At 64.4% G+C, this 24,705-nt stretch carries 23 protein-coding genes; 16 read left to right on the forward strand and 7 right to left on the reverse strand.

Annotated features, from left to right (window positions below; all coding sequences use genetic code 11):
* Window positions 1–11: 11 nt before the first annotated feature.
* Window positions 12–2,330 (forward strand): 5-amino-6-(D-ribitylamino)uracil--L-tyrosine 4-hydroxyphenyl transferase CofH, encoded by a 2,319-nt coding sequence (cofH, locus tag AC1VVK_RS00150; protein ID WP_482903902.1) that lies wholly within the window; start codon window positions 12–14, stop codon window positions 2,328–2,330.
* Here cofH and AC1VVK_RS00155 read toward each other — a convergent pair.
* On the reverse strand, window positions 2,300–2,962 hold the full coding sequence (locus tag AC1VVK_RS00155; RefSeq protein WP_482903903.1) for a TetR/AcrR family transcriptional regulator: 663 nt from the start codon (window positions 2,960–2,962) through the stop codon (window positions 2,300–2,302). The genes cofH and AC1VVK_RS00155 overlap by 31 nt on opposite strands.
* Window positions 2,963–3,043: 81 nt before the next feature.
* Between AC1VVK_RS00155 and AC1VVK_RS00160 the strand changes: the two genes are divergently transcribed.
* A complete protein-coding gene (locus AC1VVK_RS00160; protein ID WP_482903904.1) occupies window positions 3,044–3,814 on the forward strand; it encodes a Coq4 family protein in 771 nt (256 codons plus the stop codon).
* Here AC1VVK_RS00160 and AC1VVK_RS00165 read toward each other — a convergent pair.
* The 3 genes from AC1VVK_RS00165 to AC1VVK_RS00175 form a co-directional block, all read right to left on the reverse strand.
* Complete coding sequence (locus tag AC1VVK_RS00165; protein ID WP_482903905.1) at window positions 3,801–4,274, reverse strand: VOC family protein; 474 nt, start codon at window positions 4,272–4,274, stop codon at window positions 3,801–3,803. The genes AC1VVK_RS00160 and AC1VVK_RS00165 overlap by 14 nt on opposite strands.
* Before the next feature lie 86 nt (window positions 4,275–4,360).
* Window positions 4,361–5,542, reverse strand: coding sequence for a sulfotransferase family protein (locus AC1VVK_RS00170; protein ID WP_482903906.1), 1,182 nt, complete (start codon window positions 5,540–5,542; stop codon window positions 4,361–4,363).
* A gap of 148 nt (window positions 5,543–5,690) precedes the next feature.
* On the reverse strand, window positions 5,691–6,587 hold the full coding sequence (locus AC1VVK_RS00175; protein WP_482903907.1) for a helix-turn-helix transcriptional regulator: 897 nt from the start codon (window positions 6,585–6,587) through the stop codon (window positions 5,691–5,693).
* A gap of 167 nt (window positions 6,588–6,754) precedes the next feature.
* On the opposite strand from AC1VVK_RS00175, the gene AC1VVK_RS00180 reads away from it, so the two are divergent.
* Genes AC1VVK_RS00180 through AC1VVK_RS00190 form a run of 3 tightly spaced genes read left to right on the forward strand, consistent with a single transcriptional unit; the run spans window position 6,755 to window position 9,838 of the window.
* Complete coding sequence (locus tag AC1VVK_RS00180; protein WP_482903908.1) at window positions 6,755–7,549, forward strand: SDR family NAD(P)-dependent oxidoreductase; 795 nt, start codon at window positions 6,755–6,757, stop codon at window positions 7,547–7,549.
* Window positions 7,550–7,572: 23 nt separating this feature from the next.
* Window positions 7,573–8,580 carry a zinc-dependent alcohol dehydrogenase gene (locus AC1VVK_RS00185; RefSeq protein WP_482903909.1) on the forward strand — a complete coding sequence of 336 codons (1,008 nt, stop codon included), beginning with the start codon at window positions 7,573–7,575 and terminating at the stop codon, window positions 8,578–8,580.
* A 1-nt stretch (window position 8,581) separates the two neighbouring features.
* Entirely contained in the window at window positions 8,582–9,838 is a 1,257-nt protein-coding gene (locus AC1VVK_RS00190; protein ID WP_482903910.1) for an MBL fold metallo-hydrolase, read from the forward strand.
* Between the two features lie 173 nt (window positions 9,839–10,011).
* Here the strand turns inward: AC1VVK_RS00190 and AC1VVK_RS00195 are convergent, their stop codons facing one another.
* Window positions 10,012–11,109: a helix-turn-helix transcriptional regulator gene (locus tag AC1VVK_RS00195; protein WP_482903911.1), complete on the reverse strand. Its 1,098-nt coding sequence runs from the start codon at window positions 11,107–11,109 to the stop codon at window positions 10,012–10,014.
* Between the two features lie 105 nt (window positions 11,110–11,214).
* Between AC1VVK_RS00195 and cysD the strand changes: the two genes are divergently transcribed.
* From cysD to AC1VVK_RS00250, 11 genes are all read left to right on the forward strand, one after another.
* Window positions 11,215–12,117: a sulfate adenylyltransferase subunit CysD gene (gene cysD, locus AC1VVK_RS00200; protein WP_482903912.1), complete on the forward strand. Its 903-nt coding sequence runs from the start codon at window positions 11,215–11,217 to the stop codon at window positions 12,115–12,117.
* 119 nt (window positions 12,118–12,236) lie between these two features.
* A complete protein-coding gene (cysN, locus tag AC1VVK_RS00205) occupies window positions 12,237–14,174 on the forward strand; it encodes a sulfate adenylyltransferase subunit CysN (protein ID WP_482903913.1) in 1,938 nt (645 codons plus the stop codon).
* On the forward strand, window positions 14,174–14,914 hold the full coding sequence (locus AC1VVK_RS00210) for a 3'(2'),5'-bisphosphate nucleotidase CysQ (protein ID WP_482903914.1): 741 nt from the start codon (window positions 14,174–14,176) through the stop codon (window positions 14,912–14,914). Before cysN ends, AC1VVK_RS00210 begins: the two co-directional genes overlap by 1 nt.
* Before the next feature lie 73 nt (window positions 14,915–14,987).
* Window positions 14,988–15,656 (forward strand): TetR/AcrR family transcriptional regulator, encoded by a 669-nt coding sequence (locus AC1VVK_RS00215; protein WP_482903915.1) that lies wholly within the window; start codon window positions 14,988–14,990, stop codon window positions 15,654–15,656.
* A gap of 291 nt (window positions 15,657–15,947) precedes the next feature.
* Complete coding sequence (acuI, locus tag AC1VVK_RS00220) at window positions 15,948–16,931, forward strand: acrylyl-CoA reductase (NADPH) (protein WP_482903916.1); 984 nt, start codon at window positions 15,948–15,950, stop codon at window positions 16,929–16,931.
* Window positions 16,932–17,037: 106 nt separating this feature from the next.
* Complete coding sequence (locus tag AC1VVK_RS00225) at window positions 17,038–18,738, forward strand: class I adenylate-forming enzyme family protein (protein WP_482903917.1); 1,701 nt, start codon at window positions 17,038–17,040, stop codon at window positions 18,736–18,738.
* A 12-nt stretch (window positions 18,739–18,750) separates the two neighbouring features.
* Window positions 18,751–19,167 carry a nuclear transport factor 2 family protein gene (locus AC1VVK_RS00230; protein WP_482903918.1) on the forward strand — a complete coding sequence of 139 codons (417 nt, stop codon included), beginning with the start codon at window positions 18,751–18,753 and terminating at the stop codon, window positions 19,165–19,167.
* 93 nt (window positions 19,168–19,260) lie between these two features.
* Entirely contained in the window at window positions 19,261–19,707 is a 447-nt protein-coding gene (locus AC1VVK_RS00235) for a MarR family winged helix-turn-helix transcriptional regulator (protein WP_482903919.1), read from the forward strand.
* Between the two features lie 166 nt (window positions 19,708–19,873).
* A complete protein-coding gene (locus AC1VVK_RS00240) occupies window positions 19,874–20,611 on the forward strand; it encodes an SDR family oxidoreductase (protein ID WP_132385111.1) in 738 nt (245 codons plus the stop codon).
* Between the two features lie 47 nt (window positions 20,612–20,658).
* Window positions 20,659–22,137: an aldehyde dehydrogenase family protein gene (locus AC1VVK_RS00245; RefSeq protein WP_482905193.1), complete on the forward strand. Its 1,479-nt coding sequence runs from the start codon at window positions 20,659–20,661 to the stop codon at window positions 22,135–22,137.
* A 46-nt stretch (window positions 22,138–22,183) separates the two neighbouring features.
* Window positions 22,184–22,924: a TetR/AcrR family transcriptional regulator gene (locus AC1VVK_RS00250; protein ID WP_482903920.1), complete on the forward strand. Its 741-nt coding sequence runs from the start codon at window positions 22,184–22,186 to the stop codon at window positions 22,922–22,924.
* 77 nt (window positions 22,925–23,001) lie between these two features.
* Here the strand turns inward: AC1VVK_RS00250 and eco are convergent, their stop codons facing one another.
* Together eco and AC1VVK_RS00260 are read right to left on the reverse strand one after the other, a co-directional pair.
* Complete coding sequence (gene eco / locus AC1VVK_RS00255; RefSeq protein WP_482903921.1) at window positions 23,002–23,424, reverse strand: serine protease inhibitor ecotin; 423 nt, start codon at window positions 23,422–23,424, stop codon at window positions 23,002–23,004.
* Window positions 23,425–23,866: 442 nt separating this feature from the next.
* A complete protein-coding gene (locus AC1VVK_RS00260; RefSeq protein WP_482903922.1) occupies window positions 23,867–24,685 on the reverse strand; it encodes an enoyl-CoA hydratase/isomerase family protein in 819 nt (272 codons plus the stop codon).
* Window positions 24,686–24,705: the final 20 nt, after the last annotated feature.

The following is a 24,705-nucleotide window of genomic DNA, read 5'->3' on the forward strand; positions in this document are numbered from 1 at the left end:
AGGGTGAGCAGATGCAGGATGAGACCCGCCAGATGAAGGCATGGTTGCTGGCCGCTCCGCTGGAGGAGGTCACCGCCCGGGCACGCGCCAGACGCGATGCGCGTGGTCCGGCTCGGATGACCTATTCGCCCAAAGTCTTCATCCCGCTGACGCGTCTTTGCACCGACGTTTGCCACTATTGCACCTTCGCGACGACGCCCTCCCGGCTCGAAGCGCCTTACCTCACGCCTGAGGAAGTGCTGGACATCGCCCGCGCCGGGGCCGCTGCGGGCTGCCGGGAGGCGCTGTTCACGCTGGGCGACGCTCCCGAGCGCCGTTATGCCGCCGCGCGCGACTGGCTGGCGGAGCGGGGCTTTGCGCGCACCATCGATTACGTGCGCCACTGCGCCGAACTGGTGCTGAAGGAAACCGGCCTGCTGCCGCACGTCAACGCCGGCGTGCTGGAGGAAGAGGACTACCGCATGCTGCGCCCCGTCGCGGCCTCGGCGGGACTCATGCTGGAAAGCACGTCGGAGCGGCTGCTGGAAAAGGGCATGTGCCACCATGGCTCGCCCGACAAGGTGCCGGCGGTGCGGCTCGCTTCGCTGGCGGCGGCCGGTCGCGCGCGGGTGCCGATGACCAGCGGCGTGCTGATCGGCATTGGCGAGACGGCGGAAGAACGGATCGACGCGCTGATCGCTCTGCGTGATCTGCACCGCGAACACGGCCATTTGCAGGAAGTGATCGTCCAGAACTTCTGCCCCAAGCCGGGTACGAAGATGGCCCGCGCGCCGGAAGCGAGCGAGGCGGATTTCCTGCGCGTGGTCGCTGCAGCGCGCATTCTGCTGCCGGACGAAGTCTCGGTACAGGCGCCGCCTAACCTGAATGACGAGCGGCTTGTCGAACTGATCGACGCCGGGATCGACGATTGGGGCGGCATCTCTCCGGTCACGCTCGATCATGTGAACCCGGAAGCGCCCTGGCCCGAAGTGGAACGGCTGCGCGCGATCTGCGCAGGCAAGGGCCTGCCGTTGGTCGAGCGCCTGACGATCTATCCGCGCTTCGTGATGAGCGAGGTCCACTCATGGCTCGATCCGGCGATCCGCCCGGCAGTGCTGCGCCATGCCGATGCCGAGGGGCTGGCGCGAGACAGCACCTGGAGCCCGGGTCTCGCCGATCAGCATGCACCGGGCAGTGTCCGCGCCCCGCTGGGGCAGTTCCATGCCGGGCCGGTGGCAGCGTCGCTCCATCGTATTCTCGACCGCGCGGCAAGCGGGGTGACGTTGAGCGAGGACGAGATCGTCGCCCTTTTCGCCACGCGCGGCGCGGCGGCGCAGGCGGTGGCGGAGGCGGCGGACGCCCTGCGCGCCGAAGTCAGCGGCGATACCGTGACTTACGTCGTCAACCGCAACATCAATTACACCAATATCTGCACCCACACCTGCTCGTTCTGCGCCTTTTCGAAGACCAGCAGCAAGGCGGGTTTCCGCGACAAGCCCTATAATCTCGACTTGTCCGAAGTCGCTGGTCGAGCCCGTGAGGCGGTGGAGCGCGGGGCGACCGAAGTCTGCCTGCAAGGCGGCATTCACCCGAGCTATACCGGCGAAACCTATCTTTCGATCCTGCGCGAAGTGAAAGCGGCGTGTCCGGACCTTCATGTCCATGCCTTCTCCCCGCTGGAAGTCAGCCAGGGCGCGCGCACGCTGGGCATGCCGGTGCGGGACTATCTGGCGATGCTGAAGGACGCGGGACTGGGCTCGCTACCCGGAACGGCGGCGGAGATCCTTTGCGACGATATTCGCGAGCAGATCTGTCCGGGCAAGCTGACCACGCAGGAATGGCTGGACGTGGTGGGGACGGCGCACCGTGTCGGCCTGCCGACGACCTCCACCGTGATGTTCGGCCACCTCGAAGGCATCGAGCATTGGGCGCGGCATTTGCTGGCGCTGCGCAATCTCCAGCTCGATACCGGCGGCATCACCGAGTTCGTGCCACTGCCGCTCGTCCATATGGAGGCGCCGTTCTACCGGCGCGGGCAATGCCGCAAGGGGCCGACCTGGCGTGAGGCGGTGATGATGCACGCAGTGGCGCGTCTGGCGCTGAACGGGGCGATCAACTCGATCCAGTGCTCGTGGGTGAAGCTGGGCATGGACGGCGCGGCGGCCGTGCTGGCGGCGGGTGCCAACGACCTTGGCGGCGTGCTGATGGATGAAAGCATCAGCCGTGCGGCAGGGGCCGCGCACGGGCAGGGCGTGACGATTGCGGAGCTGCGCACGGCGGCGGAAAGCGTGGGCCGCACGCTGAAGCAGCGCACTACGCTTTACGGTGAAGTGGTGTCGGAACCCGCCTGAACCGGTCTCGCGAGATCGGCATAGCCCATCACAAGCTGGACCAAACCGTCCTCGATCTCTGCATCGCTTGGCGCGGTTTCCGGGCGCATGATCATCGCGCGCAGGACGCCGACGAAGGCCGTTGTGAGCACGAAGGCCTCTCCCCGCGTCAACCTGCGGTTTCTACCCGGCGCGGGAGGGCCGGAAGGCGAGGAGAGCAGGGTGGTCAGATGTTCCAGCAGCGGCGCCATCCGGTGCGTGCCTCTTGCCAGTGACCGCTCCATCAGCAGCCGGTGCACGCGGCGCCGGTCGCCATAGGCCGCCGCGACGGCGCGCACGATCAGCCCCACACGCTCGCGCACCGATACCGTGGCCTGATCGGCCAGAACGCTAACAATCCGCTCCGACAGCGCGTTCATCTCGCGATCGGCGAGACTGTCGAGGATCGATTCCTTGTTGGGGAAGTACTGGTAGAGCGTGCCGATGCTGACGCCCGCCGTTTCGGCGACGGCATTGGTGGTAAAGCCATCATAGCCCTTCGCGTCGAGCAGCCGCATGGCTGCCTCCAACATGAGTTCCACTTTGTGCACGGCGCGGCCCTGACGCGGTTTTCGCGTCTTGATCGGCGGATTTTCGGGCGATTTTTCGGTCATGAGAGAGTGTGTCTAACGCGAGTTTCAGAACATGAGCATTGCTCATATTAATTCCGTCATCGGCATCTGTCCAAGGACCGAATGATGACACCGGAAATCTCGACCGTGATCCCTGACCGCCGCGACTGGGGCACTGCCTTCAAGGCGCTGCGCCGCCTGCTGGCCGATGCCAACGATACGGCGCAGGTCTTCCGCATCATGCGGGCGCTCAATGCAGGCACGGCGAAGGCGGGCTATCTGCGGTTGATGGGCACGGCCCAGGGCGGCCGCCTTGCCTATGAGCGGGTGGAACTGGCCGAGCGCCTTTCGGACCCGGCCTTCATCGCCCAGTTCCGCGATGGCACCGTGGGCGCGGCTTATGCCGAATTCCTGCGCAAGACCGGCTATTCCGCCACCGAGCTTGCCGAAGTGAGCAAGATCGACGGTGTCGATCTCAACTTGCGTCATCCCTATCTCTGGTACGGCCGGCGCATGCGCGACACGCACGATATCTGGCACGTACTCACCGGCTACCGCGCCGATGAACCGTTGGGCGAACTGTGCCTCGTGGCCTTTTCCTATGCGCAGACACGCGGATTGGGCTGGGGGTTCATCGCGCTGGGTGGGGCATTGAAGGCGCTGCGCGCGCGCGGCGGCAAGCTGGTGCTGCGGGCGATCCGCGAAGGCTATCGCCGGGGCAAGAACGCCGCATGGCTGCCGGGTGAAGACTACGAACGCCTCCTGGCCGAGCCGCTCGAGGTGGCGCGGGGGCGGCTGAACATTGCCGAACCGACCGCCTACCGCATCGCGCGTGACACGGTGGGCCGTGCCGCCGTACGAGCCGACGGCACGATGCCGATCACATTTTCCTGATCTGCTGCCACATGGCTTCGGGCATCCAGGTATATTCGATGTAGTGCCCGAAGACCTTGCGGGCATCGAGGTAGAGGAATTTTAGCGCGTTCGGATCGTCGCCTTCCGGACGCTCCATCGCCAGCGGGAATTCCTGCGCATCGACGCGCGAGCGGAAGTCCGCCCAGTTGTCGACCGCGAAGCAGATGTGGTGGAAGCGCAGCGGGCCGCCGTTGGACAGGCAGTTAGCGTATATGCCCACTTCGTCGATCTCGTTCTCGATCAGTTCGATCTGGAGTTCGCCGATCCAGATGAAGCAGATCCGGCCCTTCTGGCGCTTCAGACCCTGCGGCGTGAGTACCTGCTGGTCGACCGGGATGATGACCGGTTCGCGGGTCAGCCCGCGCCCGCGGAACAGGTCGATACCGGCTTCCAGATTGTCGCAGATGTAAGCGTTTTGATAGTGGCGGCCTTCGAGCATCAGTCTCTCCTCAATTTTTTGGGTCCGGCCTCAACGGCCATCGCCCCCGAAAGCGGGGGCGATGGGATAGGGAGGCGGGCGGCGGTTCAGCCTTCGCGTGCGACGTCGTAACGCGAGAGGTAGCGTTCGAAGAGCGATTCAAGCTCCGCCTTCTCGATGCCGTACTGCGCCAGCTTGTATTCGTGCTTGCCGAACTTGTCCTGCGGGTTGTCGTCCACCCACTGCTGGATGCCGGCTTCCGCCTCGGCCGTCCACTCGTCGCCAAGCTGCTGATAGACCTTCTTCATGGCGCCGATCGGGTCGGCGGTCATGTCGGCGTAATGGACGTCGATGATCTTGTCCTCGCCGTACTTGTCGCGGAAATCCATGATCCGGTTGGCGTGCTCGGCCGCCTGCCATGTATAGTTCTCCTTGAGCCACGCCGTATCCGGCTTGCCCATGTGGGCCATGTGGCTGAGCGAGATGATCGAGCAGAGCGAGGCGGTGGCCGAGAAGGGATCGCGATGCGCCCAGAGCACGCGGGCGTCGGGGTAGACCTTGAAGATCGTCTCCAGCCACAGCGCGTGGCTGGGCTTCTTCACGTTCCACACGCCGCCGGCGTTCTGCTGCAGAACCTGCAGGAACTTCTTGTGGTATTCGTAGGCGCTGGTCATGTCGCAGGAGAAGATGAACTCCTTGTAGCCCGGTAGCGTGCCTTTGGAATCGATCATCAGCGTCTTGAAGTCGTGCGCCATGAAGAACACGCACTCGTTCGGATAGACGGCCGAACCGCGATAGTATTTGCCCATGGCCGGATTGGCTTCGAGCATCGCCTTTTCCTGCGCCAGGCGGGCCTGCGCGCGCGGATCGGTGGTGAGCAAGTCGCTGGAGGCGACCGGCGGCACCGGATCGTCGATTTCCCAGGTCAGCGGCGAACGGCGCGCCGGATCGGCGGCCAGCAGGTTCGAAAGCAGCGTGGTGCCGGTGCGCGGCACGCCCATCACGAAGACCGGCTTTTCGACCGGGCGGCTGAGCAGTTCGCGGTTCTGGCGCAGATAGTCCGAAATCTTCAGGCGGCCGCGCAAGTAGTGGAGCGTATCCGCAGTGGCGCGGCCGATGCCGCCTTCGGTGTACTGCCCGCGCGCGATGCCGGCGTTGAAGTCGTTCACGAAGACATCGAAGCCTTCGCGCCAGGTGTCATTGTCGAAGTCCCGGATGCCGGTGTCCTTCATCGCCTGTTCGACGAGAGCGTCGCCGACGAGCTTGTTCGCCGTGAGTTGCTCGGCCATTTCGTAATCCTCTTTCCCGTGTCTCGGTCCGGGCCGCTGCGGCGACCTCATGGGCATGAGTTAGCCTGTGCGCGGGGCCGATTGGCAATGCGGCTGGTGCGTCAGATCGGGTCTATATGTCGAATCCGGGACAAGACCGGCCGAGCGACTAGGCTGCAACGGAGGCCATCGAGCCAAGCGCGCGTCCCTGCCGTTGGCGGAACGTGCTGGGGCTGGCGCCCACCGCGCGGCGGAACGCGAAGGTGAAGCTGGAAGGCGAGGCGAAACCCATGGCAAAGGCGATGGTCTTCACGCTTTCGCCCTCCATCAGCAGGCGCTTGGCCGCTTCCATGCGGCGCTGTTCGATATAGTCGCCGATCGAGCAGGCACGGCTGACGCGAAAGCCGCGCGTGAGTTGGCGTACCGAAAGCCCGCACGAATCGGCCAGTTCCTTGAGCGGCGGCGCGGTGAGGTCGTTCGCCAGTCGCTCCTCGATCAGTCGCAGGCGCCAACCGGAGAGGCCGCCGGTCATCGGCCTTTCGGAGACTTCGAGGCCATAGCGGCCCAGTTCGATGGCGAGTTCGCTGCCCAGCAGTTCCAGCATGCGCTGAGAGGCAAGGCCGGGGTGGCGCACTTCGGCGGTGATGCGGAATAGCAGCGCGCGCACTTGTGCGCTGCCGATATCCAGCGCGGCGGCGAGGTGCGCATCATCCCACGGCAGGTCGCGGCCCAGCAGGTCATGCACGAGCGAAGTGTCGATGGTGCAGACCAGCGAAGCCTGACGGCCGCTGCCGCCGCGAATGTAGAGCGACTCGCCGGGCGGGATCACGAATATGTCGCCAAGCCGCTCGAAACGGTGCGGGCCCCAGCGCTCGCGATAGCCGCCGCGCGATTCCAGCGGGCGCGGGGTCAGGCACATGTTGACGTGATAGCCGGCGGCCACGGCGTGGCGGTTGTCGGTCGGCTCGGGAATGTCGAAACGCACGATCTGCGCGGTAATTCCAGCGGCGCAAAGCTCCGCATCGACGATCATCGTCGGCGTATGGACGGAGCGGCTTTCGGTCATTGCAGGCTCTCCCGGACCAGTCGGGTCTCTGGCCCGAATTCGTGTCCCTGACGCTTGGATAGGGCCTGAATTCTATGATTGCCAAGCTTGCGGGACAAGCCGCCCACGGGAAACATCGCGCCAACGAAAGTGCCGGCAAGAAGGCCGGTAACGGGATCGAGGAGAGAATGATGGCCAAGGGCCTTTTTGACTGCACGGGCAAGGTGACGGTGGTGACCGGCGGTAACGGCGGCATCGGCTTCGGCTTTGCCATGGGCGTGGCCAAGATGGGCGGCGATGTGGCGATCTGGGCACGCAATGCCGAAAAGAGCGCCAAGGCCAAGGCCGAGCTGGAAGCCGCGGGTGCGGGCAAGGTGATCGCCTATCAGGTGGACGTTTCGGAAGAAGCCAACATCATCGCCGGTTACCAGCAGGTGATGGCGGACTTCGGCCGCGTGGACTGCGTTTTCGCGAACTCTGGCGCCAGCCCCCGCTACAACTCGGCATTCGAGATGCCGACCGATCACTGGTATGAATTCCAGAAGACCGCGCTGCACGGCGCTTTCTTCACTCTGCGCGAAGCGGCGCGGCTGATGAAGGAGCGTGTGGAAGCGGGCGATCAGAGCGGCGGCAGTCTTGTTGCCTGCGGTTCGCTTTCACTGTTCCAGGGCCTTGCGGGCAAGATGGAATATGCCTCGTCCAAGGCGGCGATTGCCGCGGCGGTGCGCTGCCTTGCCATCGAACTCGCGCCGCTCGGCATTCGCGCCAACGTGGTCGCGCCGGGCCTCATTATCACGCCGATGATGGGTGAGGGAGCCCGTGCCGATGCCGTGGCCGCCCACTTCGCCCCGACGATCCCGATGCAGCGCACGGGTTATCCGGCGGACTTCGAAGGCATTGGCGCTTACCTTTGCTCTGATGCCAGCTCGTTCATGACCGGTGAGACGGTCACGATCGACGGCGGCTACATGGTTCGCCCCTGAGCGACCGGAAGAGGAGAGAAGCAATGGAACTGCTCAAGATCCACGGCGTCGGCGATGTTCGCGTCGATGCTTACGAACGTCCGGTGGCCGGGCCGAAGGACGTGGTCGTCAAGATGAAGTCGGTCGGCATTTGCGGATCGGACCTGTCCTACATCAAGATGGGCGGGATTCCGCCGGGCGTGGAGACCGCGCTGGGCCATGAAGGCGCGGGCGAAGTGATGGAAGTCGGCGCAGAAGTCGCCGGCATTTCCGTGGGTGACCCGGTAATCGTCAATCCGATGATGACACCCAGCAACATCGGCTCAGGCGGCCCGGAAGGTGCGTTCACGCAGGAACTGTTGGTGCGCGAGGCACGGCTGGGCGATTCGATCCTGCCGATCCCCGAGGGCATTTCCTATGACGTCGCCGCTATGTGCGAGCCGCTGGCCGTCGCCATGCACGGCGTCAATCGCGCCAATGTGAAGCCGGGCGACAAGGTTGTCGTGTTCGGCTGCGGGCCGATCGGGCTTGGCATGTTGCTCTGGCTGATCGATCGCGGCGTGACCGACGTTGTCGCGCTCGATCTTTCCGAGGAACGGCTGGAGCGCGCGCGGGCACTTGGCGTGCAGGCGGCACTCGATCCGAGCAAGGTCGATCTTCGCGCGGAACTGGCGAAGCTCCACGGCGAAGTGCCGAGCTATGGCCGTGTGGGCGTGGGCACCGATGCCTTCATCGACGCGGCAGGCGCGCCGAACATCCTCACCGAAGTCATCATGATGGCCAAGCTTCACGCCAAGCTCGTCATCACGGCGGCCTATATGCGGCCCATCGAGTTCCCGGTCGGCCGCATGCTGACCAGCGAGATGACGATCACCACGGCGGTCGGCTATCCGACCGAAATGCCCGAAGTGATCGCTGCCATGCCGCGCCTGAAGGACAAGATCGCGGCGATGATCAGCCACAAGCTGCCGTTCAGCGAGATCATGAAGGGCCTGGAAATCGCGGCGACGCCGCAGTCCGCCAAGGTCATGATCGGTATCGAGGAGGCTTGAAATGCCAAGTGCTGACAGTGTGAAGGACGCCGGGCCGAAGCTGGCAGGTCTGGTCCGCTCGGGCGACGAGCAGGCCGAAGCCATCCCGATCACCGATTTCGTGTTCCAGGCGAACGATATCTCGAACGCCTACCTCGTGACGACGTCCGAGGGCGATGTCGTGATCAACACCGGCTTCATGGACAATGCGGAGCGCACCAAGCGCCTGCTGACCCCGCCGCGCACTGGTCCGTTGGCCTTCATTATCCTTACCCAGAGCCATGCCGATCACTTCGGCGGCGTGCCGGAATTCCTGGAAGACGGCACGCAAATCGTCGGCGGTCCGGGCTTCAACGAAGCGCTTTCGGACATGATGAGCCTTCAGCCCTTCTTCGGGCCGAGGAGCGGCAAGCTCTGGGGATCGACGCTCAAGCGCGGCGGTTCGCCCAAGCCGGCGCCGAACGTGGTTCCGGATATCCTTGTCGACCGCCGCCTGACCATCGATCTTGGCGGGCGCACGTTCGAACTGATCTCCACGCCGGAGGGGGAGACCATCGACTCGCTCACGGTCTGGATGCCCAAGGAGAAGATCGCCTTCACCGGCAATGTCTTCGGTCCGGTCTGGCTGTCGATGCCGTTCCTCAACACCCTGCGCGGCGACAAGCCGCGTCTGGTGCGCAATTACCTGAAGTCGCTAGAGACGATCCGCGACCTTGGGGCCGAGATCGTCGTTACCGGCCACGGCGAAGCCATTCGCGGTGCCGAGCGCATCCGCGCCGATCTCGACAAGATGCACGCGGCGGTCAGCTATGTGCGCGACTACACGCTGGAAGGCATGAAGGCGGGCAAGGACGTGCACAGGCTGATGCGCGAATTCGCATGGCCGGAGGGGCTGGAGATCGGCGAATTCCACGGCAAGGCGGCCTGGGCGATCAAGTCGATCTGGCGCGAGTATTCGGGCTGGCTGCACTATGAGGACGGCACCACCGCGCTTTACGGCGTGCCGCGTTCGAGCGTCGATGCCGATCTGGTCGAACTGGCCGGCGGCGCTGCCAATCTGGCCGAACGGGCGCAGGCGAAGCTGGATGCGGGGGCTGCGCTGGAGGCTGTGCATCTGACCGATATCGCCCTCAGTGCCGAGCCGGACAATGCGGCGGTGCTGACCGTGCGCAAGGCGGCGCATGAGGCGCTGCTGGCGGCTTCGGGCGGCAAGAACCTGTCCGAGACGATGTGGCTGCGTTCGGAGATCGGGGCAATGGAGGCCAAGCTCAGCGATTGATGGGGTAGGCGCACGCCAAGCCCATCGCCTCCTCTCTGCATCGTCATTGCGAGGAGGCGAAGCCGACGAAGCAATCCAGAGCGGCGTAAGGCGGCCATGGATTGCTTCGCTACGCTCGCAATGACGAAGAGGGTGTGGGGCATAGCGTCTTGGACTCTAGGTCCACAACACACTCACGCCATCACTGCGCTGCTCTCATAAACCAGCCGCACCAGTTCGGCCTGCCCACGTACACCCAGCTTGGCATAGAGTCGCTTGGAGTAATTGCGCGCCGTTTCCAGCGTCAGGCCCATGCGCTCCGCCGCTTCGGCGATGGAGTGACCGTCCGTCAGCGCCATCGCCAGTTCCGCCTCACGCCGGGGCAGATCGAAGACTTCGGCCAGTCGCTCGGCGCTGTCATCCGAATGCGGACGGGGCAGGGTGCAGAGCGCCAGGATTGCCGGTGCCGCGAGGGCCTCGGCATTCTCGGCGGGCATCAGCAGCGCCTCGATATGCGGATTGTCCCGCAGCAGCAGCGGTCGCGCAGGCAATGTACGGTCCTGCGTCATTTCCGCCGCGATGGCCGCAAGCTTGCGCTCGGCGGCGAGGTCCAAGCCTAGCACGCGCTCACCGGGGCGCAACGTCGCGCCGCAGTGCGCCTGCCAGAATTCCGCCAGCGCTGGATCGGCCGCGAGCACGCGCGCTTCGGCGTCGAGCAGCATCCAGCCCTTGCCGGTGCGCTCCAGCCCCATGGCGTTGATCCGCGCGGAAAGCCTGTCGCGGTCCATCGCCGCGAGATTTTCGACCGCGATGGCGACGTAAGGCGCGAGGCTGGAGAGCAAGGCGCTGTCGGCGGCAGAGCACTCACGCGCGCGGGCCATCATCAGCCATGCGCTGTAGCGTTCGCCACCGGCGATCCGCACCACGCGCTCGTCACCGATGCCAAGCTTCGCCATGCGCCGGTTGCGATCCGCGCGCGCCACGGGGTCGTGATCGATCATCTCTCCGATCGAATAGACCCGCCCCGGCCGCAGGCTGTCGTAGAGGTAGCGATCGAGGTCGAACGGCCCCTGCTGCTCCGACTCGCGGGCGCGTTTGCGCAAGTCGATTCCGGCGTAGCTTTCGACGATTGCGGCGTGCGGGCCATCGCCCATGCGAAGGATCAGGCTGACGTAATCGGCCTGGGTGCGTCGACGCAATCTTTCCAGAAATGTCGAAAAGCGCGGATTTTCGGCATTTCCCTGAAAGAGCGGGATCAGGAGATCGGTCTCGTCATTGCTAGTAAGGGCCATACCCTCCCATATGGGAGGTTCGCGGGAATGTCATCCCTGCGATTCGGAATCGGGACTGTTTGAAACCCAGCCAACGGGCATGAGCCCAGGGCAGAGGAAGACCTGATGAAAACACTCACGCATCTGGAGCGTCTCGAAGCCGAGAGCATCCACATCATCCGCGAAGTCGTCGCCGAAGCTGAAAAGCCGGTGATGCTCTATTCGGTCGGCAAGGACAGCGCCGTCATGCTGCACCTTGCGCGCAAGGCGTTCTATCCCTCGCCGCCGCCGTTCCCGCTGCTCCATGTCGATACGACGTGGAAGTTCAAGGCGATGTACGAACTGCGCGACAAGATGGCGCGTGAGAGCGGCATGGAACTGCTGGTCTACCAGAACCCCGAAGCCATCGAAAAGGGCATCAATCCCTTCGACCACGGCGCGCTCCACACCGACATGTGGAAGACGGAAGGGCTGAAGCAGGCGCTTGACAAGTACGGCTTCGATGCGGCCTTCGGCGGCGCCCGCCGCGACGAGGAAAAGAGCCGCGCCAAGGAGCGCATCTTCTCCTTCCGCACCTCCTCGCACGGCTGGGACCCGAAGAACCAGCGCCCGGAACTGTGGAACCTCTACAACGCCAAGAAGTCGCGCGGTGAATCGATCCGCGTCTTCCCGATCTCCAACTGGACCGAGCTGGACATCTGGCAATACATCCACCTGAACGACATCCCCATCGTGCCGCTCTACTTCGCCGAAAAGCGCCCGACCGTGGAGCGTGACGGCATGCTGCTGATGGTGGACGATGAACGCTTCCCGCTGAAGGAAGGCGAGGTTCCCGTCGAACGCTCGATCCGTTTCCGCACGCTGGGCTGCTACCCGCTGACCGGCGCGGTGGAGAGCGAGGCGAAGACGCTTCCCGAAGTGATCCAGGAAACGCTCCTCACCACCACGTCCGAGCGGCAAGGCCGCGCCATCGACAAGGACGCCGGCGGTGCCGGCATGGAAGTCAAGAAGCAGCAAGGCTACTTCTAAGACCCCGTTCCCTGTTCCCGCTCAGGCTGAGCTTGTCGAAGCCCGCCTGAGCGATGCGCCAATGCCCTTCGATCCTTCGATAAATTCGGGACTCAAGGGCGAGCGGAGAGAGATTGATCATGGCTGATATTGAAACCAAAGAAGCCGTCTACGTCACCGATCAGCTGATCGCGGACGATATCGACGCATACCTCGTCCAGCACGAGCACAAGACGATGCTGCGCTTCATCACCTGCGGCAGCGTCGACGACGGCAAGTCCACCCTGATCGGGCGCCTGCTCTACGATTCGAAGATGATCTTCGAGGACCAGCTGGACGCGCTCCAGTCGGACTCCAAGAAGGTCGGCACGCAGGGCCAGGAGATCGATTTCGCGCTGCTGGTCGACGGTCTTGCCGCCGAGCGCGAGCAGGGCATCACCATCGACGTGGCCTATCGCTTCTTCAACACCGAGAAGCGCAAGTTCATCGTCGCCGACTGCCCGGGCCACGAACAGTACACCCGCAACATGGTCACCGGCGCTTCCACCGCCGACCTTGCGGTGATCCTGATCGATGCGCGCAAGGGCGTGCTGGTGCAGACGCGCCGCCACTCGTATCTGTGCCACCTGATCGGCATCAAGAACATCGTTCTTGCGGTCAACAAGATGGACCTCGTGGATTACAGCCAGGCGGTCTTCGACAAGATCGTCGCGGACTATACCGAGTTCGCCACTTCGATCGGGATCGAAAACTTCACCGCGCTGCCGATCTCGGGCTTCAAGGGCGACAACATTACGACGCTCTCGGAAAAGACCCCGTGGTACAAGGCGCCGCAGTACGGCGGTATCCCGCTGGTCGAGCATCTGGAAACGGTGGAGGTTCTCTCCTCGGTCGATGCCGACAAGCCGTTCCGCCTGCCGGTGCAGTGGGTGAACCGTCCGAACCTGGACTTCCGCGGTTTCTCGGGCCTGATCGCCACCGGTTCGGTGAAGGCGGGCGACAAGATCCGCGTCCTGCCCTCGGGCAAGACCAGCACGATCACCCGCGTCGTCACCTATGACGGCGATCTGGAAGAAGCGGTTGCCGGCCAGTCGGTCACCGTCTGCTTCGCGGACGAAATCGATTGCTCGCGCGGTTCGGTGATCTCGGTTGCCGATAGCCCGCCGCAGACTGCCGACCAGTTCGAGGCGACTTTCGTGTGGATGGCGGACGAGGCCATGGTGCCCGGCCGTGCCTACTGGCTGAAGATCGGCACGCAGGTCGTGTCGGCAACGGTTCAGGAGCCGAAGTACGAAGTCAACGTCAACACGATGGAGCATCTGGCGGCCAAGACGCTGGAGCTGAACTCGATCGGCGTGGCGGAACTGACCACCGACAAGCAGATCGTGTTCGAGGCCTATGCCGACAACCGCACGCTCGGCGGCTTCATCCTGATCGACAAGATGACCAACGCCACTGTGGCGGCGGGCATGATCCACTTCTCGCTGCGCCGTTCGCAGAACGTGCACTGGCAGGCCGTGGACATCGATCGCAAGCAGCACGCCGGTCTCAAGAACCAGCGTCCGGCGGTGCTGTGGTTCACCGGCCTTTCGGGCTCGGGCAAGTCGACCATCGCCAACCTTGTCGAGAAGAAGCTGCACCGGATGAACCGGCACACCTTCCTGCTCGATGGCGATAACGTGCGCCATGGCCTCAACAAGGACCTGGGCTTCACCGAGGCTGACCGCATCGAGAACATCCGCCGCGTGGGCGAAGTCTCGAAGCTGATGACCGACGCGGGCCTGATCGTGATCACCGCCTTCATCTCGCCGTTCCAGGCGGATCGCGAGATGGTGCGGGCGATGCTGCCGGAAGGCGAGTTCTTCGAAGTGTTCATCGACACGCCGCTGAAGGTGGCCGAGGCGCGCGACGTCAAGGGCCTCTACAAGAAGGCGCGTTCGGGCGAACTAAAGAACTTCACGGGTATCGACAGCCCCTACGAGGCGCCGCGCAATCCGGAAATCCGCATCGACACCACGGCGATCTCGCCGGAAGACGCGGCCAACCTGATCGTCGACACCTTGCTGGGAGACGCTTGATGACGATGGCGAATGACGGCGATCTCGCCGCGCATCTCGCGGAAGTGGCAGGGAAAATCCTGCTCGACGTGCGGGCATCCGGGCTGTTCGAAGGCAAGTCGCTGGGCAAGGCGGGGGATCAGACCGCCAACCAGTTCCTCTGCCACGCCCTTCGCGAGCAGCGGCCCGAAGACGGGCTGCTCTCCGAAGAGGAGAAGGACAATGCCGAGCGCCTGACCAAGGAGCGGGTGTGGATCGTCGACCCGGTCGACGGTACCCGCGAATATGGCGAGGAACGTGCCGACTGGGCGGTTCACATCGGCATGGCGGTGGACGGTGCTCCGGTGCTTGGGGCGGTTGCGTTGCCGGGGGCAGGGGTAGTCCTGCGCTCGGACCAGCCGGGCGAAGTGCCGCCCGCGCCGGAAGTGCTGCGTATGGTCGTCAGCCGTACGCGTCCTGCCAAGGAAGCGACCGGCGTGGCCGAAGCCATCGGGGCCGAACTGGTGCCGATGGGCTCGGCCGGGGCCAAGGCCATGGCGATCTTGCGCGGAGAGGCGGATATCTACCTCCACTCCGGCGGTCAGTACGAATGGGACAGCTGTGCGCCTGCGGCTGTCGCTCAGGGCTGGGGTCTGCATGTCTCGCGGATCGACGGCAGCCCGCTGGTCTATAACCGCGAGGACGTCTATATGCCGGATCTGCTGATCTGCCGTAAGGAACATGCGGCGCTGGTGCTGGAGAAGGTCAAGGACTTCCTCTGAGGACAAGCTAATCAACATTGTCGTTTACTAAGCCTGCCGCTATGCTCGCCCGTTCAATCAAGGAGGGGCGAGCATGGAGGCAAGAATACGGCGCAGGACGCGCGACCCGGTCGCGACGCGGGCCGCCATTCTCGACGCCGCGGCCAACCTGCTTGCCAAGGACGGGCCCGAGGGCGTCAGCCTTTCCGCCGTCGCGCACCTCGCCGCCGTCAATCGCGGCACGGCCTACCAGCATTTCGAAACGCGCGAAAAGCTGATCGAGGCGACCATCGACTGGGTTTCGGACAAGCTGTTCCGCGCGGTCTTCGGAGATCCCGAGACGGTCGGCGAACGCCGCGTGGAAGAAGTGGACGTGGTCTCGCTCACCGATCGGCTGTGCGACTTCGCGATGGATAATCCCGATATTTGCCGGGTCTGGCTCCAGCAGGTGCTGGCCTCGCCCGATCCTTCGCAGGACCCTTTCTGGCGGGAATATTGCGGATCGCTGGGCCGTTTCGCCGGCACCGATCTGGCCGAGCCGGGCATAGACTTCGAGGTCTATTCGGTGATGAACCTTGCCGGCGTGTTCTTCTGGCCGATCCTCGCGCGCGCCCATGCCGCAGGCGAGGGCGAGCGCCGCGAACTGTCGCGCCGCTATTCGCGCGAGATTCTGCGGCTTTCGATGTACGGCACGATGCGGGCCAAGGCCTTCCCGAAGGTCGCGGACCTGCTGGCGGCGCATGGGGTTTCTCCGGGCGGCTGAGGCAGCCTGCCTAGAGCCTCCCACTCCACCAACCCATCGTCATTGCGAGCGCAGCGAAGCAATCCAGAGCGGAGTGAGCCCGGCTCTGGATTGCTTCGCTGCGCTCGCAATGACGAGGAAGGGGGCGAGGGCGGAGTGCGACTTCACCACCTCAGCCGATACCCCGTCCGTGATGCCGCTTCGCCTAGGCGATGGCGTGGGGCCGCGGCATTGACGGAGCGGCGCATATTCCCTTTCAGCTTGGGCCTGCATCGTAGGGCAAGAGCCAGCCCAACCCTGAGGGAGTATGCCATGTTTTCCGCTATCGTGATCGACAAGACCGACGAGGGCCAGACGGTCACTCTCCAGCAGCTCGAAGAGAGCGCGCTGCCCGAAGGTGATGTCGCTATCGACGTCGCTTTCTCGACGCTCAATTTCAAGGACGGCCTTGCCGTTACCGGCGCTTCGCCCGTCGTGCGCAAGTTCCCGATGGTGCCGGGGATCGACCTTGTCGGCACCGTTACCGAAAGCAGCCATGCCGACTGGAAGGCCGGCGATACCGTCGTGCTCAACGGCTGGGGCGTGGGCGAAGGCCACTGGGGCGGCCTGTCGCAGAAGGCCAAGCTCAAGGGCGACTGGCTGGTGCCGCTGCCCGCCGCATTCACCCCGGCGCAGGCCATGGCGATCGGCACCGCCGGTTATACCGCCGCGCTTTGCGTCGATGCACTGGTCGACTGGGGCGTGACGCCCGATCAGGGCGAGATCCTCGTGACCGGCGCCACCGGCGGCGTCGGCTCGGTGGCCATCACCATTCTCAAGAAGCTGGGCTACTCGGTCGCCGCGCTGACCGGCAAGGCTTCCGAGGCCGACTATCTCAAGTCGCTTGGCGCCGAGACCATCATTGATCGCGCCGAACTCGCCGAGAAGGGCAAGCCGCTCCAGAAGGAGCGTTGGGCCGGTGTCATCGACACGGCCGGCAGCCACACGCTCGCCAATGCCATCGCACAGACCAAGTATGGCGGCGCGGTTGCCGCTTGCGGTCTGGCGCAGGGCTTCGACCTGCCGTCGACTGTCATGCCCTTCATTCTGCGCGGCGTCTCGCTGCTCGGCATCGACAGCGTCATGGCGCCCAAGGCCAAGCGCCTGAAGGCCTGGGATCGCCTCGCCAAGGATCTCGATCCGGCCGCGCTGGAAACCATCGGCCAGACCATCGGTCTGGGTGAAGCCATCGAGGCTGCGAAGAAGTTCATGTCCGGTGAGGTCAAGGGCCGGTACATCGTCGATGTGAACGCCTGATGCAGCCGGGCGCGGCGGCGGGTTTGAGGGAGCCCGCCGCCGCGCCCATCCCCCACACGGGGCATGGGAAACGGGGCACAGAGCCCCGCAGGATGACGAGGAAGGCATGGTCGAAGTCACGGACGGTCTGTCCATTGCGCGCGGCATTCCGCTCTCCGAGGAGCAGGGCATCGGCCCGCTGACGCTGGGCGGCTTCGTCCGCGAGGTCACGCGGCGCCACGGTCCGGCCGAGGCGGCGGTAATTCACCTTGGCGACAAGGTAGAGCGCTGGACCTACGACGATCTCTGGGCGCGTTCGATGGAAGTCGCGCGCGCACTATCGGCCTGCGGTGTCGGCAAGGGCACGCGCGTCGGCATTCTGGCGACCAATCGCCTGGAATTTCTCTCCAGCGTCTTCGGCACCGCGCTTGCGGGCGGTGTCGCGATGACGGTGAGCACTTTCTTCACGCCCGCCGAACTCGAAACCGTGCTGGGCATGGGGGGCTGTTCGGTGCTGCTGCTCGAACGCAGCGTCCTCAAGAAGGACTTCGCCCGGATCCTGGTCGATCTGGAGCCGCAGATCGGCACCGCGAAGGCGGGCGAGGTCGCCTCCACGAAATTCCCGTTCCTGCGTCACCTCGCGGTGATCGACAGCGACGAGGGCCTCGGCGCGATCGAGGGTTGGAGCACGTTTCTCGCGCGCGGAAACAGCGTCGATCCGGCGCTGGTCGAAGCGGCGTCAGCCTCGGTGCAGCCTAGCGATCCCGGCGTGCTGTTCTTCTCCTCGGGTTCGACCGGCAAGGCCAAGGGCATTCTTTCCGCCCATCGCGGCGTCTGCCTGCAACTCTGGCGCTGGCCGCAGTGGTACGCGATCAAGGAGCCGCCGCGCACGTGGTCGGCCAACGGCTTCTTCTGGTCCGGCAATTTCGCGATGGCGCTGGGCGGTACGCTCGGCTCGGGCGGTTCGCTGGTGCTCCAGCGCTGGTTCGATGCCGAGGAAGCGCTGGCATTGATGGAGGCGGAGCGGGCGACGATGATCCTCGCCTGGCCGCACCAGTGGGCCCAGCTCATGGCCGCGCCGAATTACGAGACGGTCGACCTGTCGCCGATGATCTATCTCGACGCGCTGACGCCTTGCGCCAAGCATCCGTCGATTTCGACGACATGGCGCGAACCGGCGCAGGCCTTCGGCAATACCGAGACGTTCACGCTGATCTCGGTCTTCGCCGCTGGCACGACCGAGGAAGTGGCGGGCAAGTCGCATGGGCTGCCCACCGCCGGGGCCACGATCAAGATCGTCGATCCGCTCAGCGGCGCGACGATGCCGCTGGGCGAGCGCGGCGAGATCGCGGTGAAGGGGCCGACGCTGATGCTGGGCTACCTCGGCATTCCACTGGACGAGACGCTCGACACCGACGGCTTCCTGCGCACGGCGGACGGCGGTTATGTCGACGAACAGGGCCGCCTGTTCTGGGAAGGCCGCCTCAACGACATCATCAAGACCGGCGGCGCCAATGTCTCCCCGCTTGAGATCGACGAAGTGATCCGCGCCCATCCCGAAGTGAAGATGGTGCAGACCGTGGGCGTTCCGGACGAGCTGCTGGGCGAACTGGTGGTCTCTTGCGTGGTTCCGGTCGAGGGGGCGAGCCCGCAAGCCGGCTCGATCCGAGATTTCGCGAAGGAAAAGCTGGCCAGCTACAAAGTGCCGCGCCGGGTGCTCTTCGTCGCTGAAAGCGACCTCAAGACCACGGGCAGCGCCAAGATCAAGACGGCGGATCTCCGCAAGCTGGCCGCGGAGCGGCTGGAGGCGGAAGTCACGCCCGGTTGAGGGGAGAATAGCGTGACACAGGCACTGGATTTCGGCGACTGGCTGGAGATCTGCAATCTCAAGGCCCGTTACTGCCGCCTGCTTGATACCAAGGACTGGGACGGCTGGGCCGCGCTTTTCACCGAGGATTGCGAGATCGATACGCGCCCGGCCGGTGGCACGCTGGAAAAGGGGCGCGATCGGTTCGTCTCGATGGTGCGAACCTCGCTCGCCGATGCGAAGACCGCGCACCAGATCCATTCGCCCGAGATCACCGTCGATGGCGACCGTGCCGAAGTCATCTGGACCATGCAGGACCGGGTGATCAAGGACAGTTTCGCGCTCACCGGTTATGGCCATTACCATGAGACTTACGTGCGCACGGCGGAAGGCTGGAAGATCGCACGGCAGACGCTCTCGCGCCTGATCGTGGACATGACCAAGGCCTGACGCGCCTGTCAGGAAGGGGCAGCGCCCGGGCGTTCATTCGGCGGGCCGGGCGATTTCACTCGCCAATGGCCGGTAAGCGGGTATCTCGGGTGCATGGAACGCAAGATCGGCACTGTCCTGTCGCAAGTGGCGCGCTTGATGCGCCGCTCTTTCGACGAGCGGGCCCGGGCGATCGGCGTGACAAGGCCGCAATGGCAAGTGCTCAGCGTGCTCCAGCGAATGGAAGGCATCAATCAGGGCGGCCTTGCCGAGATTCTCGAAGTCGAGCCGATCACTGCCGGTCGTATGATCGACCGGATGCAGGATGGCGGGCTGGTCGAACGCCGCGCCGACCCGGCCGACCGTCGCGCCTGGCGGCTCTATCTGACCGAGCGGGGCCGTGAACTGCTCGAACAGCTACAGCCGCTGGCGGAGGAAACCGCCGATATCGCGCTCGAAGGCGTGCCCGATGTGGATATGGAGCGGCTGCTTGAAGTGCTGGAGACGATGCGTCTCAACCTCACGCGCAACCGCCCTTCGGATGCTTCGGTCCAGAGCTGATTATCCCGCTGAATTTCGAGCCGAATTCGGTTTTGGCTGGGCATCGCCGGGACGCTCCTGTCGAACCATCGTGGCCGCGATAGGCAGCGGCTTGCGCACGGGCTAGGGTATGGGAAATCGTGTCGGTCAAAGCTCCGGCGCAAGAACGAAAACGAGTGGAGGATGCGTGGGTAAGACGATCGTGATCACTGGCGCCGGTGCCGGCCTCGGCCGCGCGCTCGCAAGGCGTTTCGCCAGTGAAGGGGAAACCGTGATCCTGCTGGGGCGCACGCTGTCCAAGGTGCAGGAACTGGCCGACGAGATCGGCGGCACTGCCATGGCGGTGGAATGCGACGTCGCTTCTGCCGATTCCGTGCGCAAGGCTTTCGCGACGATTGCCGAAAAGCACCCGAAGATCGACGTGCTGATCAACAATGCCGCGATCTACGAGCCGTTCACCGTGGCAGAGGCGACCGACGCGCAGATCGACGGCATCATCGCCACCAATCTCAATGGCCCGATCTACTGCTGCCGCGCCGCGATTCCGATGCTGGAAAAGGGCGGGCAGATCATCAACGTGGGCAGCGAATCCATCGCCGTGCCTTTCGTGATGCTCTCGCTTTACCAGACCACCAAGGCGGCGATCGAACGCTTTACCGAAGCGCTGGTCGAGGAACTCGAACCCGCCGGCATTCGCGTCACCACCGTCCGCGCCGGGCCGATGTACGAGGCCGGCAAGACGGCGCCCGGCTGGGATCCCGATGCCGCCATGCGTTTCCATCAGGGCTGTGCCGCCAATGGCATCGACCTGCGCACGCGTCCGATCTCGCAGACCGAGAACGTGACCGGCGTGTTCCGCTCGGTGCTGGATCTGCCGGCAGACGTGCGCGTGACCCACGTCTCGGTCGGAGCGCGGCACCCATGAGCGACGCCCAAATCCTGCAAGACCCCATTCCCGCCAAGGATCAGACGATGACCACTCTTCCCGAAGCCAAGCTTTATATCGACGGCCAACTGCGCGGCGCCAGCAATGGCGGCACTTTCGACGTCATCAGCCCGTGGACCGGTGAGCCGGTGGGCAAGGCCGCTGACGCCACTGCCGACGATGTGAACGCGGCCATCGCCGCCGCCCGCCGCGCGTTCGACGAGACCGACTGGTCCACGAACACCGAAAAGCGCGTGGCGCTGGTGAAGAAGTATCGCGAACTGTTCGAAGCCGCGCGTCCGCGCCTTGGCGAACTCGCCGTCCAAGAAGCCGGTGCCGCACAAGGCGCCGTCGGCCGTGCCCACGTCGGCATGGCGCTTGACGGTTGGGACGATTACATGGCCGTGTTCGACCAGGTGGAATGGGAAAAGGATTACGGCGAGAAGGCCGCCTTCGGCATGATCCACAAGCGCGTCGGCGTGCGTGAGGCGGTCGGCGTGGTGGGGGCGATCACCCCTTGGAACGTGCCGCTCTACGTCAACATCGGCAAGATGGTCGCCGCGTTGCTCGCGGGTTGCACCGTGATCCTCAAGCCCGCGCCGGATACCCCCGGCATGGGCGCGATCTTCGGCGAACTCGCCAAGGAAGCGGGCTTCCCCGACGGCGTCATCAACGTCGTGTTCGGTGCCGATCCGGCGCTGGCGGGTGAAATGCTCGTCACCGACCCGCGCGTGGACCTGATCTCGTTTACGGGCTCCACCGGCGTCGGCAAGCGCATCATGGAGCAGGGCGCGGCCACTCTGAAGCGCGTGTTCCTCGAACTCGGCGGCAAGTCGGCCAAGATCGTGCTCGACGATGCCCCGAACTTCGCGATGGAAGTGGGCATGGCGATGCTCGTGTTCCACGCCGGTCAGGGCTGCGCCGTGCAGTCGCGCCTGCTGGTTCCCAAGAGCCGTTACGAGGAAGCCAAGGCCATCCTCAAGGGTGCTTACGGCAACTTCGGCGACAACTGGGGCGATATCGAAAACCCGGCGCATATCATGGGCCCGGTGATCTCGAAGCGTCAGATGGAGCGCGTAAAGAGCTACATCGACCTCGGCCAGGAAGAGGGCGCCACGCTGCTCGCCGGCGGCCAGATCCGTCCCGACAAGGGCGGCGGCTATTTTGTGGAGCCGACCTGCTTCGTGGATGTCACCAACGACATGCGCATCGCCCAGGAGGAAATCTTCGGCCCCGTACTGGTCGTCATCCCCTACGAGGACGACGAGGACGCCATTCGGATTGCCAACGCCAGCTCCTACGGCCTGTCGGGCGGCGTATCGGGCGATCTCAATCGGGCGATCAATATCGCCAAGCGCGTGCGCACCGGTTCGATCAGCGTCAACAACGGCATGTGCATTGCCGGCGACATTCCCTTCGGCGGCTACAAGGCAAGCGGCATGGGACGCGAATGGGGTGTCGAAGGCATCGAGGAATTCACCGACGTCAAGATCCTCGCCTGGCCGGTCGGCCAGGCGGCGGCCTGACGAACGCAGTTCGGACGAGGCTTTTCTGGTAAGCGACACCGGAGAAGTGACACCTGAGCCCGATGACGGCGGGGAGGAACCGGTTGTTCCGGCCATCCCGCCGTACCTCGCGTCCGCGGTCACCGATGCTGGAGCGGCGATCAGCCACAATCTTCATGGCCAGAGGATGGGCCGCAAGGGACGCGTTACGCGTGAGCGGATCCTTGCGGCGGCCATAGAACTTGTCGAGAAGACCGACGAGCCGGTAACGCTGGGCGCCGTTGCGCGCACGGTCGGCCTCGGGATGACGTCGATCTACAATTACTTCACCGACTTCACCGAACTGCTGCTTGCAGTGCTGGAGCCGGTGATGGGCACTGCGCACGAGGAGTATTTCGCGCTCGTCCGTGATTATTGGTCCGACGACGAGCTGGAGGCGCGCTCCACGGAATTCGTGCGTTCCTATCACGATTTCTGGGCGCGCCACACCGGCCTGTTGCACTTGCGTAACTCGTTGGCGGATCAGTTCGACGTGCGCATCATGCACCAGCGCGTCAATTCGACGCGGCCGCTGATCGGCCTGTTCGTCGCGCAAATGGATCCGCGCGGTGCGCTGGGCGACACGGCGGTGTTGATGGCGACGACCTTGATGACGGGTATCGAACGCTCGATCACGCTGGCGACCGACCGGCGTTTGCAGCGCATTCTCGGCACGCTGCCGGGGCGGCGCGAGGAAAATCTGGTGGAAATCAATGCGCGGCTGATGGAATTGGCGATCCGCGATACGCGGGAGCGGGCAGCCCGGTAAACGAGCAGGAGGCGGACGTATATCGCCCGCCTCTGGTTCGTCAGGTCAAGCCGTCGCCCACCCGATTGGAAAATGCTCTAGTTTTGTGATCGCGCCATGACTTCCGGGCCCGCTTTCCATATGCGGTATCGGACCTGAACGTCGTTGGGCGCGAAGATCACCAGCGGCAGGCGGCTGTTGTAGCGCAGCAGCGGTTCGTCGGAACTGCGCACGAATTGTCTGGTCTTGGCGGTGTTCGGGCAGGCCATGAGAGTGCTGGCAGGTTGTCCGACGGACGTGACGACATGATAGTCATATCCCCAGCCTTTCACCGTGCGAACCTCCATCCGTGAGGAGAACATCGCGCGGTTGCAGTCGATCAGCATCGATCGACCTATGATCACGCCGACTTTCAACGCATTCTCATCGGCGGCATGCGGCAGGAAGATGACCCAGCGGGTCTGACCGGCGGGCGCTCGCGGAAATGCGGCCAGTTCCTGCTGCGGGGTGCGTTGCGCCACGACCGGGCTCGCTGCCGTGAGAGTGCTGCCGACCAAAATCAGGGCGAGCAGGAGCCGATGCCCTCCACCGGCAGGACGAACGTTCGAGCTATTTGAGGCACTGTGAAATCCCATCGCGGCATCCTCCCGTGCAAGTGGCATCGCGCTGCGGTCTCGGCGGACTCGTCCTCGCCGGCGGAGATCGCTTTCCGATGGCCTATTCATGCGCCGATCCGGCGCGCGGGTCTATCCCCTAAGAAACAAGAGGAATTCGAACGCTACAGCTTCAAATTTGGAGGCGCGATGGAAGCATGGCTTCCCGTCGGTGGAGGAGAGGGGAGCTGCGCCGGTGGCGCGTATCTGTGCCGGGATCCGCATCCGCAAACAGGCAAGTGATATGACTCCGGCAGAGCACGCTGCACTTCCGTTTCCGGAGGATGGCGCATGCTCTGCCGTGTCGTAATTACTTCTTCTTGCCGCCCACGCCCTTCAGATACTCTTCCATGCCCCGAATGTAGTCGGGGTTGAGCATCAATGCGCTGTTGGCCATGCGCTCGACATGGCGCGCGGAATCGCGTCCGACTTCGGCGCAGAGTTCGATGGCGACCTTGGCCGCGCCCATCTGTTCCGGGTTCTGCTTCGCCAGATGACGGCAGAAATCCATGACGTCCGTTTCAAACGTCTCGTCCTCATAGACCTGGTGGACCAGCCCCATGGTGAAGGCCATGTCGGCCGAAGCAGGCTTGTTCGCCATGATCAGCCAGCGCGCCCAGTGCGGCCCGCAGATCCGCGTTAGGCGAGACACGCCGCCCGATGCCGGAAGCACGCCGAACAGGCCTTCGGGGAAGGCATAGGCAGCGCTCTTGGCGGCAAGGCGGAAGTCGCACGAGAGGCTCATTTCCAGCCCACCGCCCACGCACATGGCATGGTGCGCGACGACGAAGGGCTTCTCGATATGCTCGATCTCGTCCCAGAGTTGCTGCATGTTGTTGAGGTTGAGCCGGTGGTTCTCGCGAATGCCGCGCGCGCTGCCGCCGGTGGATACGGGCGAGACGATGTTCTGGTTGCCCCCGCGCAAGTCCGCGCCCGAGCTGAAATAGCGACCCGCCGAGCGGATCAGCATGACTTTCAGTTCAGGCGTCTCGCGAAAGCGCAACACGGCCTCGGTCAGCAGGTCCATCATCTGGCGGCTGATCGCGTTGAGCTTGTCCGGCCGGTTCAACGTGACGATCAGGATGCCGTCCTGATCTTCGGTCAGCAGGTGCGGTGCTTCTTCGGTCATCGTATGCCCTTCAATTTCGC

The organism is Novosphingobium sp. BL-S-32 (assembly GCF_056857055.1).